Origin of the sequence: Streptomyces sp. NPDC088766, from assembly GCF_044750845.1 — a bacterium.
Classification (GTDB): domain Bacteria; phylum Actinomycetota; class Actinomycetes; order Streptomycetales; family Streptomycetaceae; genus Streptomyces.
Window position 1 is genome coordinate 171,915 of the sequence record NZ_JBIVKQ010000012.1, and the last position, 14,432, is coordinate 186,346.

General features: G+C 73.4%; 9 protein-coding genes. 7 read left to right on the forward strand and 2 right to left on the reverse strand.

What is annotated here, in order from left to right:
- Window positions 1-182 precede the first annotated feature (182 nt).
- From ACIP5W_RS18995 to ACIP5W_RS19005, 3 genes are all read left to right on the forward strand, one after another.
- Window positions 183-3,053: a DEAD/DEAH box helicase gene (locus ACIP5W_RS18995; protein ID WP_401474334.1), complete on the forward strand. Its 2,871-nt coding sequence runs from the start codon at window positions 183-185 to the stop codon at window positions 3,051-3,053.
- A complete protein-coding gene (locus tag ACIP5W_RS19000; RefSeq protein ID WP_401474337.1) occupies window positions 3,050-4,333 on the forward strand; it encodes an SWF or SNF family helicase in 1,284 nt (427 codons plus the stop codon). The genes ACIP5W_RS18995 and ACIP5W_RS19000 overlap by 4 nt, the downstream gene beginning before the upstream one ends.
- Before the next feature lie 174 nt (window positions 4,334-4,507).
- On the forward strand, window positions 4,508-5,851 hold the full coding sequence (locus tag ACIP5W_RS19005) for an esterase-like activity of phytase family protein (RefSeq protein ID WP_401474340.1): 1,344 nt from the start codon (window positions 4,508-4,510) through the stop codon (window positions 5,849-5,851).
- A 467-nt stretch (window positions 5,852-6,318) separates the two neighbouring features.
- On the opposite strand, the gene xylA is transcribed toward ACIP5W_RS19005, so the two are convergent.
- Complete coding sequence (xylA, locus tag ACIP5W_RS19010) at window positions 6,319-7,485, reverse strand: xylose isomerase (protein ID WP_401474343.1); 1,167 nt, start codon at window positions 7,483-7,485, stop codon at window positions 6,319-6,321.
- Window positions 7,486-7,601: 116 nt separating this feature from the next.
- Here xylA and xylB point away from each other — a divergent pair, with 116 nt between their 5' ends.
- The 4 genes from xylB to ACIP5W_RS19030 all read left to right on the forward strand — a co-directional run bounded on the left by xylB (window position 7,602) and on the right by ACIP5W_RS19030 (window position 13,400).
- Window positions 7,602-9,047 carry a xylulokinase gene (gene xylB / locus ACIP5W_RS19015; protein WP_401474346.1) on the forward strand — a complete coding sequence of 482 codons (1,446 nt, stop codon included), beginning with the start codon at window positions 7,602-7,604 and terminating at the stop codon, window positions 9,045-9,047.
- Between the two features lie 14 nt (window positions 9,048-9,061).
- Entirely contained in the window at window positions 9,062-10,270 is a 1,209-nt protein-coding gene (locus ACIP5W_RS19020; RefSeq protein WP_401474349.1) for an ROK family protein, read from the forward strand.
- A gap of 162 nt (window positions 10,271-10,432) precedes the next feature.
- A complete protein-coding gene (locus ACIP5W_RS19025) occupies window positions 10,433-11,701 on the forward strand; it encodes a GAF domain-containing protein (protein WP_401474352.1) in 1,269 nt (422 codons plus the stop codon).
- Window positions 11,702-11,876: 175 nt separating this feature from the next.
- Entirely contained in the window at window positions 11,877-13,400 is a 1,524-nt protein-coding gene (locus tag ACIP5W_RS19030) for an aldehyde dehydrogenase family protein (RefSeq protein WP_401474355.1), read from the forward strand.
- Here ACIP5W_RS19030 and ACIP5W_RS19035 read toward each other — a convergent pair.
- On the reverse strand, window positions 13,397-14,275 hold the full coding sequence (locus tag ACIP5W_RS19035) for a TetR family transcriptional regulator (protein ID WP_401474473.1): 879 nt from the start codon (window positions 14,273-14,275) through the stop codon (window positions 13,397-13,399). The two genes, ACIP5W_RS19030 and ACIP5W_RS19035, sit on opposite strands and share 4 nt — an antisense overlap.
- Window positions 14,276-14,432: the final 157 nt, after the last annotated feature.

Genomic DNA, 14,432 nt, shown 5'->3' on the forward strand with positions numbered 1-14,432 from the left:
TGAGACGTCCCTGACGTCCACCCCGAGACGCCCCTGAGATCTCTCGGCCGGGCACCTCCCGGGAGTCCCCTTCCGGGAGTCCTCCCGGAAGTCCCCTTCCGGCGGTGGCACGCGTTCGGTGGCGGAGTGCTGTACCCTCGGCCGCCGACGCCAGTAGTCAAATTTGAGGAGTGGGTATCTCCGTGCAGTGGGTTTCCGCGGGAACACCGTCCGAGATCGTGGAACTGGCGCGTCGGCCAGCCGTGTTCGTGCCCGGCGTCCCCGCACGCACCGGCCGCTTCGCCTTCTGGCAGCACGACGGCGAGGCCCCGCCCGTCGCCGGGCCGGGCTCGCTGGAGGACCTGTCCGTCGTCCGGCCCTCCGGTGCGGGCGTGGCACTGGTCCGCGTGCCGGCCGTACTGCTGCCGGTGCACGAGGCCCTGCCCGTCCTCACCCGCGCGCGTGCCGTTCGCGAGGCGCACCGGGCGGTCGCCTTCTGGGGCGCGGCGGCTCTGACGGCCCTCGAGTTCACCGCGCGCGGGCTGCTGCTACCCGGGCTCTCCTCGGACGATCACGACGCCTGGCGCGCGGGCCCCCTGGGGCCGGACGACGTCGAGCGGGTGCGCCGACTGGCCGCCGCCATGCCTCCCGAGGCACACGCCCTACCGCTGGACCACGTCCCGCCCCTGCGGCTGCCGGACCAGGAACGGCTGTTGCGGGCCTTCCTGGACGCGGTCGCGGACGCTCTCCCCCGTTCCCCCGCCGCGCCGCTCCTGACGGGCGGACCGGCCTACGCGGCGCCGGCGCCCCTGCACGTGCCGCAGCTGCGGGCCTGGGCCGCCGACGTGGCGGCCGGCCACGACGCCGGGGTGCGGGTCTCGCTGCGGATCGAGATCTCCGGGCTCGCCTCGGGTGCCGAGGAAGCGGCACCGTCCTTCCGCGCCGTGCCGCAGGTGCACAGCGTGAGCGATCCCGCGCTCGTCGCGGACGCCGCCGAGATCTGGCAGGGCTCCGGTGCCGGCCGTCCTGCGTTCGGCCCCCACGCGCGGAGGGACGCGCTCCTCGCCCTGCGCCGTGCCGCCCGCGCGTGGCCCGCGCTCACGCCCCTGCTGTCGGCGGCCGTCCCGGACGCCGTCGATCTGGTCGACGAGGAGATCTCGGAACTCCTGGGAGAAGGATCACGGGCGCTGGCCACGGCGGGAGTCGAGGTGCACTGGCCCAGGCAACTGGCCCGCACGCTCACCACCCGCACGGTGGTGGGCCCGCCCGACGACGTCACCGGACCGGACCGGGCCGCCTCGGGCACACCAGACACACCGTCGTTCCCGTCCGCGGACGCGCTCCTCACCCTCAGCTGGTGGTTCGCGCTCGGCGACCAGCGCCTCACCAGCGACGAACTGGACCGCCTCGCCGAGGCGAACCGGCCGCTCGTGCGGCTGCGCGACCAGTGGGTGCTGATCGACCCCGGGGAAGTGCGTCGCGCTCACGCCCGTCGGGACCGCAAGGTGACCCCGATCGACGCGCTCGCCGCCGCTCTGACGGGCTCCACGGAGGTCGACGGCCGTCGCGTCGAGGTCCGGCCCACGGGGTGGCTCGCGGTCCTGCGGGAGCGTCTGACGCGCCCGCAGGACGAGGAACCGGTGGAACAGCCGGCCGCACTCCACGCGACGCTGCGCGACTACCAACGACGTGGCCTCGGCTGGCTGGCCAGGAACACGTCCCTGGGGATCGGCTGCTGCCTGGCCGACGACATGGGTCTCGGCAAGACCGTCACGCTGATCGCCCTCCACCTGCACCGCCGGACCGATCCCTCGGCCGCCGGTCCCACCCTGGTGGTCTGCCCGACGTCCCTCCTGGGCAACTGGCAGCGGGAGATCGAGAAGTTCGCCCCCGGCACACCCGTGCGCCGCTTCCACGGGCCGCGCCGCGAGCTCGCGGACCTGGCCGACGGGGAGTTCGTCCTCACCACCTACGGCACCCTGCGCGTGGACGCGGGCCGGCTGGGCGAGGTGTCCTGGGGGCTGGTGGTGGCGGACGAGGCGCAGCACGTGAAGAACCCGTACGCGGAGACCGCGCGAGCGCTGCGCACGATCGGGGCACGCGCGCGTGTGGCACTCACGGGCACGCCGGTCGAGAACAACCTGTCGGAGCTGTGGGCGATCCTGGACTGGACGACCCCCGGGCTGCTGGGCCGGCTGGGCACGTTCCGCACCCGGTACGCCCGGGCGGTCGAGGAAGGCGGCGACCCGGCCGCGGCCGAGCGGCTCGCCCGGCTCGTGACCCCGTTCCTGCTGCGCCGCCGCAAGTCGGACCCGGGCATCGCGCCCGAGCTGCCGCCCAAGACCGAGACCGATCGCCCGGTGTCCCTGACCAGGGAACAGGCGGGCCTGTACGAAGCCGTGGTGCGCGAGACGCTCACGGCGATCGCCGAGGCGGACGACATGGCACGGCGCGGGCTGGTCGTGAAGCTCCTGACCGGCCTCAAGCAGATCTGCAACCACCCGGCGCAATACCTCAAGGAGGAACGGCCGAGGACCGCCGGGCGCTCCGGGAAGCTCGAACTGCTGGACGAGCTGCTCGACACGATCCTCGCCGAGGGGGCGAGCGTCCTGGTGTTCACGCAGTACGTGCGCATGGCACGGCTTCTCGAACGCCATCTGGCCGCGCGGGGCGTGCCGACCCGGTTCCTGCACGGCGGCACGCCCGTCGCGGAGCGCGAGGCCATGGTGGCGCGCTTCCAGGACGGCGAGGTGCCCGTGTTCCTGTTGTCGCTCAAGGCGGCCGGAACCGGACTCAACCTGACCCGCGCGGAGCACGTCGTGCACTACGACCGCTGGTGGAACCCGGCCGTCGAGGCGCAGGCCACCGACCGGGCCCACCGCATCGGACAGACCCGGCCGGTGCAGGTGCACCGGCTGATCGCGGAGGGCACGGTCGAGGACCGCATCGCCGGGATGCTGCGCCGCAAGCGCAAACTCGCCGACGCCGTGCTCGGCTCCGGAGAGGCGGGATTCACGGAGCTGTCGGACGCCGAACTGGCCGAGCTGGTGGAACTGCGAGGGGGAACGCGGTGAACTCGTACGACAGCGAGCGGGAACGTACTTTTCAGACGCTGCCTCCCGCGCGGGGCAGGGGTTTCGCACAGTCGTGGTGGGGGCGGGCGTGGCTGGCCGCCCTGGAGGACGGGGCGCTGGACGGGGAGCAGGTGCGGACGGGCCGCAAACTCGCGCGCGCGGGAGCGGTGGGCGCCGTGTCGGTACGGCCGGGGCGGGTCACGGCCGTCGTCAAGGACCGTGACGGCACGGGGCACCGGGCAGATGTGCTGTTCGACGTCCTGACGGACGGCCAGTGGGACCGGTTCCTGGACCTGGCCGTGGAACGGGCCGGACACGTGGCGGCGCTGCTCGACGGTGAGCTGCCGCCGCATCTGGTCGAGGACGCGGGGACTGCGGGTGTCGACCTGCTGCCGGGACCGGGCGACCTGGAGGCGGAATGCGGCTGCGGCGCGTGGGACCACTGCGGCCATACGGCGGCCCTGTGCTACCAGGTGGCGCGGCTGCTCGACGAGGATCCGTTCGTCCTGCTGCTTCTGCGCGGCGGCGCCGAACGGGCCCTCCTCGCCGACCTCCAGGCCCGCGGCACCACCGCGGCACCGGCCGGGACCGCGCCCGCCCCGCAGGAGGGCGTGGACGCGCTGGAGGCGTACCTCGCCGGGCATGTCCTGCCTGCGTTGCCCGCCGTTCCCGAGCTGCCCGAACAGCCCGGCGTGCCGCCCTCGTTGGACACCGAGGTTCCGCCCACCGGGGAGGTGGAGCCGGCCGCCCTGGAGCTCTTGGCCGCCCGCACGGCCGTACGGGCCCGTGCCCTGCTCGCGGAGGCGCTGCGCAGCGGGACGGAACGGCGTCCTGCGGCCGGAGCGCTGACGGTCGGTGAGGACGCGGTGCGGCTGGCGGCAGACGGTCCCCGGGACGCCGGGACGCCGCGCCCCGTGTCGGACCGGCTCGCCGCCGGTTCCGGGCGCGGCGGGGAGCAGCTGGAGCGGGCCGTCCGGGCCTGGCGCATCGGGGGCCGGGCAGCCCTGGCGGTGCTCGAGGAGGAGTGGACCGTCGAGGGGGAGGCTCTCGCACGCGCGCGTGCCGCCCTGGACGCCGCCTGGGCAGAGGACGAGCGGCCAAAGCTGCGGGCGCGGGGCAACCGGTGGACGGTGGTCGGGTCGGCCGGTCAGCTGCGTCTGGGGCGGGACGGCCGCTGGTGGCCGTATCGCAAGGAGCGCGGACGCTGGGTGCCGGCCGGGGACGCGGCCCGGGATCCGGCGACGGCCCTGGCCGCCGTCCGGTCCGACGGGGAGGAATGACCTTCCTGAAGGGCCTTCCTGAAGGCCCTTCCTGAGGCGGGAACCGCTCCGGTGGAGACGGGCGGGCAGGGCCGACGGTCGGCCGACGGCACGCGTTCACCGGGGCGTCGCACGGTGTTCCGCGGGCGAACCGATTCTGTCCGCTGTCACCACAGATGCTCCTCAGGAGGCTCGATGTCCCCGCATGCCACCGGCCGACGCGCGGTCCACCGTTCCGTCGCGGCGGTCGTACCGCTCGCCGTGCTGGCCGCCCTCGCCACCGCCGGCCCGGCGTCCGCCCACACGCGGTCCGGGGAGGCGCACGTCATCTCGACGGCAACGCTCGGCGACATCCCGCTCGGGACGTTCAGCAACGCGCTTCTGCCGGGCACCGTCGCCGAGGACCGGGGCGTGGACCTCGGCGGCATCGGCAGCGACATCCACCCGGCGGGCCGCAAGGGCGAGTACTGGACGGTCACCGACCGCGGTCCCAACGGCCAGATCAAGGTGGACGGCACGAAGCGCCGGACGTTCCCCGTGCCCGGTTTCGATCCGGCGATCGTCCGGATCAAGGTGTCCGGGGACACGGTGAGGGTGCTTCAATCCATCCCGCTCACCACCTCGTCCGGCAGGCCCGTGACGGGCCTGCCGAACCAGGCGGAACGCGACGAGGCACCGTACTCCTACGATGCGGGGACGCCGCTGCCGTTCGATCCGAACGGGCTGGACACCGAGGGCGTCGTGCCGGCGGCGGACGGCAGCTTCTGGCTCGTCGACGAGTACGGGCCCTCGCTCGTCCACGTCTCCGCGCGCGGGAAGGTCCTCACCCGCTACGTGCCCGAGGGCCTGAACCTGAGGGGCGCCGATCATCCGGTGGTGGAGGCGCTGCCCGGGGTGCTGCTGCACCGCAAGATCAACCGCGGATTCGAGGGGCTCGCACAGTTGCCGGGCGGTGACCTCGTGCTGGCGATGCAGAGCCCGCTGTCGCTGCCGGACAAGGACGCCGGCGAGGCCTCGCGCACGGTGCGTCTGCTGCGCTTCTCGCCGAAGAAGAAGGCTGTCACCGCCGAGTACGCGTACCGCTTCGACCCGGTGGCGGTGGTCGACCCGAGCGAGGACGACACCTCCGAACTCAAGATCTCCTCGGTCGTCGCGGTGGGCGGTGACCGGCTGCTGGTCGAGGAACGGACCGACAAGGCCGCCCGCCTGCACCTGGTGCGGCTGGACCGCAAGGCGGACGTCCTGGGCGGCCGCTGGGACGACGGGGCGACGTCGCCGTCACTGGAACAGCTGGCGGACCCGGCGGCCGCGGGCGTCCCGGTGCTCTCCAAGCGTCTGGTCGTCGACCTCGGCACGGTCGCCGGAGTACCCGGCAAGATCGAGGGCGTCGCGCTCGTGAACCGCGACACGCTCGCCCTGATCAACGACAACGACTTCGGCATGACGGACGGGGCGGGCGCGTTCGACGCCCAGGGCCGGCTGGTCGACAGCGGCATCGAGACGAAGGTGACGTACGTGCGCCTGCCGAGGGGGTTGTGACAGCCGGCCGGTGACGCCGGGCCGGGGGGCTGGGACGGCGGCCGGTCGCCGCCTCCCTCGCCGTGATCGGGGCCGAAGCCCGGGGAAGGCGGTCCGAAGCCGCCCGGAGGCGGCGTGTCACCCGGCGGGCCGGGCGGCTTGGGCGGTACGGGCGGCAAGGCCATGGCGTCCAGGGGCGCGGTGGACGCGCCGACGCGCGGCCCCTGGACGGAAGTCGATACCGACTCATGCCATGGACGGCATCATTACGGCGCACTCCCCACGAAAGCCCCCGACTCGACGTGCTCGACGGCACACACGCGAGTACGTCCCGACTGCACACCCGCGTGCGCGGTGAGCCGCACGCACACCCGCGTGCGCGGTGAGCCGCACACCCGCGTGCATCGTGATCAGCACACGCGCGTACGTGGCGAGCGGCGCGCGTGAGGGCACCGGAAGGGTCCGGACGCACCCACGCGCGCGTGCCGTCAGCCGCGGGCGCCGAGCAGGTGGTCCATGGCGAGCTGGTCGAGGCGCTCGAAGGCCATGCCGCGGGCGGCGGCCGCGTCGGCGTCGAAGTCCTCGAATGCCGCACGGTCGGCGAGCAGGGCCCGCAGGCCGTCGGCGGCGGTGGGCTGGGCCAGCTGGTCGAGGCGGGAGTCGCGCAGGGCCTGCTGGACCTCGGGGTCGTCGCGGAACGCGGCCGCACGCTCCTTGAGGATCAGGTAGTTGCGCATGCAGCCCGCGGCCGACGCCCACACGCCGTCGAGGTCCTCGGTGCGCGGGGGCTTGAAGTCGAAGTGCCTGGGGCCCTCGTAGCCGGCGCTCTCCAGCAGGTCGACCAGCCAGAACGCCGAGCGCAGGTCACCGGCGCCGAAGCGCAGGTCCTGGTCGTACTTGATGCCGGACTGGCCGTTGAGGTCGATGTGGAAGAGCTTGCCCGCCCACAGCGCCTGGGCGATGCCGTGCGGGAAGTTCAGGCCAGCCATCTGCTCGTGACCGACCTCGGGGTTGACGCCGTACAGCTCGGGGCGCTCCAGGCGCTCGATGAACGCCAGCGCGTGCCCGACGGTGGGCAGCAGGATGTCGCCGCGCGGCTCGTTCGGCTTGGGCTCGATGGCGAAGCGCAGGTCGTAGCCCTGCTCGACGACGTACTCGCCGAGGAGGTCGAAGGCCTCCTTCATCCGGTCCAGGGCCACGCGCACGTCCTTGGCGGCGCCGGACTCCGCGCCCTCACGCCCGCCCCAGGCGACGTAGGTCTTCGCACCCAGCTCGGCGGCCAGGTCGATGTTGCGGATCGTCTTGCGCAGCGCGTAGCGGCGTACGTCGCGGTCGTTCGCGGTGAACGCGCCGTCCTTGAAGACCGGGTGCGTGAAGAGGTTGGTGGTGGCCATCGGCACCTTCATGCCGGTGGTGTCCAGGGCCTGGCGGAAGCGCTTGATGTGCTCCTCGCGCTCGCTGTCGGAGGACCCGAAGGGGATCAGGTCGTCGTCGTGGAAGGTCACGCCGTGCGCGCCCAGCTCGGCCAGGCGCTGCACCGTCTCGACCGGGTCCAGGGCACGCCGCGTGGCGTCACCGAACGGGTCGCGTCCCTGCCAGCCGACGGTCCACAGACCGAAAGTGAACTTGTCCTCGGGGGTGGGCTGGTAGCTCATTGCCGCGGCTCCTTGCTTGCAGACTATTTCGTCATGGCCGTTTACAAATTAGTATGCGGAAGCATCTCTGGGAAGTCAGATCCCGCGGAGCCGCGGAAAAAGTTAGGGAGATCCCGATGTCAGCAGCCGAGGGTCCGCTCGTCGTCGGCGTGGACACGTCCACCCAGTCCACCAAGGTGCTGGTCGTCGACGCGGCCACCGGCCAGGTCGTCGCGAGCGGCCAGGCACCGCACACGGTGACCTCCGGGGCCGGCCGGGAGAGCGACCCGCGCCAGTGGTGGGACGCCCTGCAGGAGGCCCTGCGCCAGTGCGGTGACGCGGCGCGCGAAGCGGCTGCCGTGTCCATCGGCGGGCAGCAGCACGGGCTCGTGACACTGGACGAGCGCGGCGAACCGGTGCGCCCGGCGCTGCTGTGGAACGACGTGCGCTCGGCCCCGCAGGCCCGCAGGCTCACGGAGGAGCTGGGCGGTGCGAAGTTCTGGGCGGAGCGCACCGGCCTGGTGCCGGCCGCCTCCTTCACGGTCACGAAGTGGGCATGGCTCGCCGAGCACGAGCCCGACGCCCTGCGCGCGACCAAGGCCGTCCGTCTCCCCCACGACTACCTCACCGGACGGCTCACGGGCGAGGGCACGACCGACCGCGGCGACGCCTCCGGCACCGGCTGGTGGGCGTCCGCGACCGAGGCGTACGACGACGAGATCCTGGCCCATGTCGGTCTCGACCCGGCACTGCTGCCGCGCGTGGTGCGGCCCGGCGAGGTGGCGGGCACCGTGCGGGACAGTCACGACCTGCCGTTCTCCAAGGGCACCCTGGTCGCCGCGGGCACCGGCGACAACGCGGCGGCCGCGCTCGGCCTCGGACTGCGCCCCGGCAGCCCGGTGCTGAGCCTCGGCACCTCGGGCACGGTGTACGCGGTGTCGAAGCGGCGCCCCACCGACCCGACGGGCACGGTGGCCGGCTTCGCCGACGCGCACGGCGACTGGCTCCCGCTGGCGTGCACGCTGAACTGCACCCTCGCCGTCGACCGCGTCGCCACCCTGCTCGGCCTCGACCGTGAGGCCGTCGAGCCCGCCGCCGGCCTCACGCTCCTGCCCTACCTGGACGGCGAGCGCACCCCGAACCTGCCGAACGCCTCCGGTCTGCTGCACGGCCTGCGCCACGACACCACCGCCGGCCAGCTGCTCCAGGCCGCCTACGACGGTGCCGTGCACTCCCTGCTCGGCGCGCTGGACCTGGTCCTCGACGAGGACGCGGACCGCTCCGCCCCGCTGCTGCTGATCGGCGGCGGCGCCCGCGGCACGGCCTGGCAGCAGACCGTGCGCCGGCTGTCCGGGCGGCCCGTGCAGATCCCGGACGCCAGGGAACTCGTCGCGCTGGGTGCCGCGGCACAGGCGGCCGGCCTGCTGACCGGCGAGGACCCGGCCGCCGTCGCCCGGCGCTGGAACACCGCGCGGGGCCCGGTCCTCGACGCCGTGGAGCGGGACGAGGCGGCCCTGGCCAGGATCGCCGGGGTACTCTCCGACGCGTCCCCGCTGCTGGAGCGGGGCACGGACACCCACTGAGGATCGACGCAGGCATGAGCGCACCGCCGCACGAGGCCCGCCCGACCGGCCCCGGGCGAACGCTGCCCGACACCCAGCAGGGCATGCGCCGCCGCAACCTCGCCCGGGTGATGCACGCCGTCAGTGCCGAGGGGCCGCTGTCACGGGCGGCGGTCGCCGCACACATCGGTCTGACCCGTGCGGCGGTCTCGACGCTCGTCGACGAACTCATACGCACCGGCCTGATCGAGGAACTGGGCCCCGAGCGGCCCGGCAGGGTGGGCCGGCCGGGGTCGGCACTCGCGATCAGCGGGCGCGGCCCGGCGGGGATCGGCGCGGAGATCGGCGTGGACCACCTCGCGGTCTGCGCCGTCGACCTGCGCGGCGAGGTGCGGGCGCGTGCCGTGCGGCACGGCACGAACCGGGGCCGTGCCCCCGAACCGGTGCTCCGGGAACTCACCGCGCTCGTGCGGCGGGTCGTGGCCGACGGTGAACGGGAGGGGCTGTGGCCGGCGGGGCTCGCGGTGGCCGTCCCCGGGCTGGTGGGGCGGGACGCCCGCACCGTCGTCCGTGCCCCGAACCTCGACTGGCACGACGTCGATCTCGGCGCCCTGCTGCCCGGCGGGTTCCCGCTGACCGTGGACAACGAGGCCAACTTCGGCGGCCTCGCGGAACTCTGGCTCGGCGCGGACACCCCGCGGGACTTCCTGCACGTCTCGGCGGAGATCGGCATCGGTGCCGCACTCGTCGTCGACGGCAGCCTGCTGCGCGGGACCCGCGGTTTCGCGGGCGAACTCGGGCACGTTCCGGTCCATCCCGACGGGCCGGACTGCGTGTGCGGCGGCCGTGGCTGCCTGGAGCAGTACGCCGGTGAGGAGGCGGTCCTGCGCGCGGCCGGCCTGGAACCGGGCGAGGACCGCGTCGGACTGCTGGCCCGACGCGCGGCGGACGGCGACGAGCAGGTACGCGGGGCACTGCGCGAGGCGGGCACGGCGCTGGGCGTCGCCCTCACCGGAGCCCTCAACCTGCTGGACCCGGAGGCCGTCGTGCTCGGCGGGGCCCTCGCCGGACTGGCACCCTGGCTGCTGCCGTCCCTGGAGTCCGAGCTCGCCCGCCGCACGGCCGGCCCGCCCTGGCCGGTGTCCGTCTCCCTGCTGGGCCCGGAGGGCCCGCTGCTCGGCGCGGCGCACTCCGTGGTGCGGGCGGTGCTGGACGACCCGGCGGGAGTGTCGGGGCGGGGCTGAGGGCCCGGGCCGACGTCTGATGCATCGACGGAACCGGAGCGCAAGGGCGTCCCCGCGGGTTGCGCCTACTTCCCTCTTTCGGGTGACCCCGGTCCAAACGGTTGTCGGGACGCACCCCCGGCGTGACGATGTCCCCAGCCGCATCGCCTTCCGGAGGACGATTTGACCGATCCCTGGGTGGCCCTGGAACCGGGGGCCGACCCCGCCGAGCGTGTACGGACACTGCGGCGGGCGCACGACGCGTTCACCCGGGCCGGCAGAGTGCCGCGGCCGGTGCGCTCCGTGGTGGCCGACTCGTGGCGGCGGTCGGCGCGGGCGGGCGTCGGGCCGGACGGCACCGCGGACGTGGAGCTGACCGACGCGGACCTCGGCGCCTACCGGGCCGAGCATCCACTGGCGCGGGTGATGCCGCTGTTCCGGGAACTGATGGGCACGTTCGCCGCCGACGGAGAACATCTCCTCGCGGTCTGCGACGCGCACGGCCGGCTGCTCTGGGTCGAGGGTCACCCGGCGGCACGGCGGCGGGCGGGGCTGATGAACTTCGTGCCGGGTGCGCGGTGGGCGGAGACCGCGGTGGGGACGAACGCCCCGGGGACGGCGGTCGCCGTGGACCGGCCGGTGCAGGTGTTCGCGGCCGAGCACTTCATCCGGCGGGTGCAGCCGTGGACCTGCGCGGCGGCGCCGGTGCACGATCCGCGGACCGGGCGGGTCCTGGGCGCCGTGGACATCACCGGCGGCGACGGGCTGGCACATCCGCACAGTCTGGGCTTCGTCCAGGCGGTCGCGCGGGCCGCGGAGTCGCACCTCGCACTGCTCGCCCCGGAGCGGCCGGAGACCGACCCGCCCGAGCTGACCGTGCTGGGGCGCGACGAGGCGTGCCTCGCCGTGGGCGGGCGACGGATCCGGCTGAGCCGGCGTCACAGCGAGATCCTGGTCCTGCTGGCCCGCCGTCCGGAGGGCCTGACCGGGGACGAGCTGCTGTGCGCGCTGTACGAGGACGAGTCGGTGACCCCGGTGACGCTGCGGGTCGAACTCGCCCGGCTGCGCGGGGTGCTGGGCCCGGGGCTGCTGGCCTCACGGCCGTACCGGCTCACCGTACCCGTCGAGTCGGACGTCGCCGTCGTGGAGCGGCGGCTGGCGGCCGGGGCGGTCACGGCCGCGATCACGGCGTACACCGGGCCGCCGCTGCCGGCGTCGCAGGCACCGGCGGTGGTGCGGCTCCGGAACCGCCTGGCCGACGGCCTGCGCGCCGCGCTGATCGCCGGCCGGGACCCCGACCTGCTCGCCGACTGGGCGCACGCGCCGTGGGGCGAGGACGACGTCGACGTGTGGCGGGCACTGGCATCGGCACGTCCGACGGCCGCGGCACGGGCCCGGCTGGCCGCGCTGGAGTCGGAGCTGGCGGCGCCGACGTCATGGACGCGCCGCTGATCACCGGCCGCCCGCCCGGTCCGGCGCGGTCGGCGCGACGCGCCACCCGGGCGACCCGCTCCGGACGGCTCCGGTCGCCCTCGCCCTCCGCAACGTGCATGCAACGTCGGCTTGCCTAGCCTCGCGCGCAGAGCTGCCCAACGGCGGGCAGCGCTGCTGAGGGAGGCCATCCACCATGACCCGTTACGCGGCGCCCGGAACCGACGGCGCGATCGTCTCCTACCAGGCGCGTTACGACCACTTCATCGGCGGCGAGTACGTGCCTCCGGCCCGCGGCCGGTACTTCGAGAACCCGTCCCCGGTGAACGGGCAGCCGTTCGCCGAGGTGGCTCGCGGTACGGCGGAGGACGTGGAGCGGGCGCTCGACGCGGCGCACGCGGCCGCGCCGGGCTGGGGCCGGACGTCGGCGAGCGAGCGTTCCGACATCCTGCTGAAGATCGCGGACCGTATGGAGGCCCACCTGGAGCCGCTCGCGGTCGCGGAGAGCTGGGAGAACGGCAAGCCGGTCCGCGAGACGCTGGCCGCGGACATCCCGCTGGCCATCGACCACTTCCGCTACTTCGCGGGTGCGGTCCGCGGGCAGGAGGGTTCGCTCAGCGAGCTCGACGAGGACACGGTGGCGTACCACTTCCACGAGCCGCTCGGGGTGGTCGCGCAGATCATCCCGTGGAACTTCCCCATCCTGATGGCGACGTGGAAGCTCGCGCCGGCCCTCGCCGCCGGCAACGCGGTGGTCATCAAGCCCGCCGAGCAGACACCGGTCTCGCTGCACTACTGGATGAGCCTGGTCGCGGACCTGTTGCCACCGGGTGTGGTCAACATCGTCAACGGCTTCGGCGAGGAGGCGGGCAAGCCGCTCGCGTCCAGCCCGCGGGTGGCGAAGGTCGCGTTCACCGGTGAGACGTCGACCGGGCGGCTGATCATGCAGTACGCCGCGGAGAACCTGAAGCCGGTCACGCTGGAACTGGGCGGCAAGTCGCCGAACATCTTCTTCGACGACGTCTGGGAGAAGGACGACGACCTGCGCGACAAGGCCCTGGAGGGCTTCACGATGTTCGCGCTGAACCAGGGCGAGGTGTGCACCTGCCCGTCGCGCGGACTGGTCCAGCGCGGCAACTACTCCGAGTTCATGGCGGCCGCCGTCGCCCGCACCGAACTGATCAAGCCCGGACACCCCCTGGACACCGACACGATGATCGGCGCCCAGGCGTCCGGCGACCAGCTCAGCAAGATCCTCTCGTACATCGACATCGGCCGGCAGGAGGGCGCCAAGATCCTCACCGGCGGCGAACGCGCTGACCATGACGGCGAGTTGAAGGGCGGCTACTACGTCCAGCCGACCATCTTCGAGGGCGACAACCGCATGCGGATCTTCCAGGAGGAGATCTTCGGCCCGGTCGTCTCGGTGGCCTCGTTCGACGACTTCGAGGACGCCGTCAGGATAGCCAACGACACGTCGTACGGCCTCGGCGCCGGAGTGTGGACGCGGGACATCAACACGGCGTACCGCGCGGGACGGGCCATCCAGGCGGGCCGCGTCTGGACGAACTGCTACCACGCCTACCCGGCGCACGCGGCGTTCGGCGGCTACAAGCAGTCGGGGATCGGCCGCGAGACGCACAAGATGATGCTGGAGCACTACCAGCAGACGAAGAACCTGCTCGTCTCGTACTCGCCGAAGAAGCTGGGCTTCTTCTAGAGACACCAGCGCTGCCAACCTGCCCACCACGGCCTGAGCACAGACCCGGATTGTCGACCACCACGCCCCGACGCGCCATCAGACTCACGCACCCGGCAACGTGACAACGCCCGGCGGTGAACTCGCCGTCGGCCACTGACGCACCGCCTCCCGCAGACCACCGCTGCAAAGTCGGGCATCCTCGGCCCTGGTGCCACCCCTCTCCTCCCGGGGGAGGCGGCACCGGGGCCGACCGCTGTCCGCACGCTCCGCGCGCCGGGGGCGGGCCGACTGCTTTCGATCCCGCTCACCCCTGTCCGGTGAGTCCACCCAGTGCATCGAGCATCTGCTGCGACGGGCAGCGGACCTCGTGCGGCTTCCGCGCGCAGCCCGTCCAGCAGGAAGGCGACGTGGCGGCGCCAGAGGTCCGGCGCGGCAGCCGTTGTCACACGGGCGAGCAGGGCCCTGGTGCCGAAGACGAGCATGAGATCCTCGCTGGTGACGTCCGGACGGAGGACACCGGTCCGCCGGGCGCGTTCGATGATCCGGGCGGTGGCGTCCTGCGCCCTGACACAGACGGCCATCAGGCGCTCGGCACGCGGATACCGTCCGCTCACCACGTCGGCGACCGCGGGATCGGTGGCCTGCAGTTCGCACACCTTCTCGACATAGTCGACAAATCTGCCCCAGGCGTCCCTGAAGGCCAGGGCGTACCCGGCGGCCTCATCGAGCCGGTCGACGGCCAAGTCGGCGACCACTGAGTCGATGAGCGCCTCGCGGGTGCCGAAGAGGTTGTACAGGGTGCCGTGGCTCACGCCGGCCCGTCGGGCGATCCCTTTGAGGGGCACCCTCCGTCCAACGGAGCCCGGCAAGTGAGTTCCGGCCGAAGCAGCCACACTCGACTGCGACAGCGAAGAACTCAATCCCTCAGGTGTGGCAGACAGGTATACCGCCTGCTCAAGGCCGGAGAAGGATCCCGCTCAAGCAGCTCCTTCCCCCGTTTCCAGCCCGCCGCTTTCCCTTGGCCCACCGTCGATACTCCGTTTACCCACA

Bases quoted from the DNA above. Each gene is read 5' to 3' on its own strand.
- ACIP5W_RS19005 (WP_401474340.1), top strand. From the start codon at position 4,508: ATGTCCCCGCATGCCACCGGCCGACGCGCGGTCCACCGTTCCGTCGCG.
- xylA (WP_401474343.1), bottom strand. From the start codon at position 7,485: ATGAGCTACCAGCCCACCCCCGAGGACAAGTTCACTTTCGGTCTGTGG.
- xylB (WP_401474346.1), top strand. From the start codon at position 7,602: ATGTCAGCAGCCGAGGGTCCGCTCGTCGTCGGCGTGGACACGTCCACC.
- ACIP5W_RS19020 (WP_401474349.1), top strand. From the start codon at position 9,062: ATGAGCGCACCGCCGCACGAGGCCCGCCCGACCGGCCCCGGGCGAACG.
- ACIP5W_RS19030 (WP_401474355.1), top strand. From the start codon at position 11,877: ATGACCCGTTACGCGGCGCCCGGAACCGACGGCGCGATCGTCTCCTAC.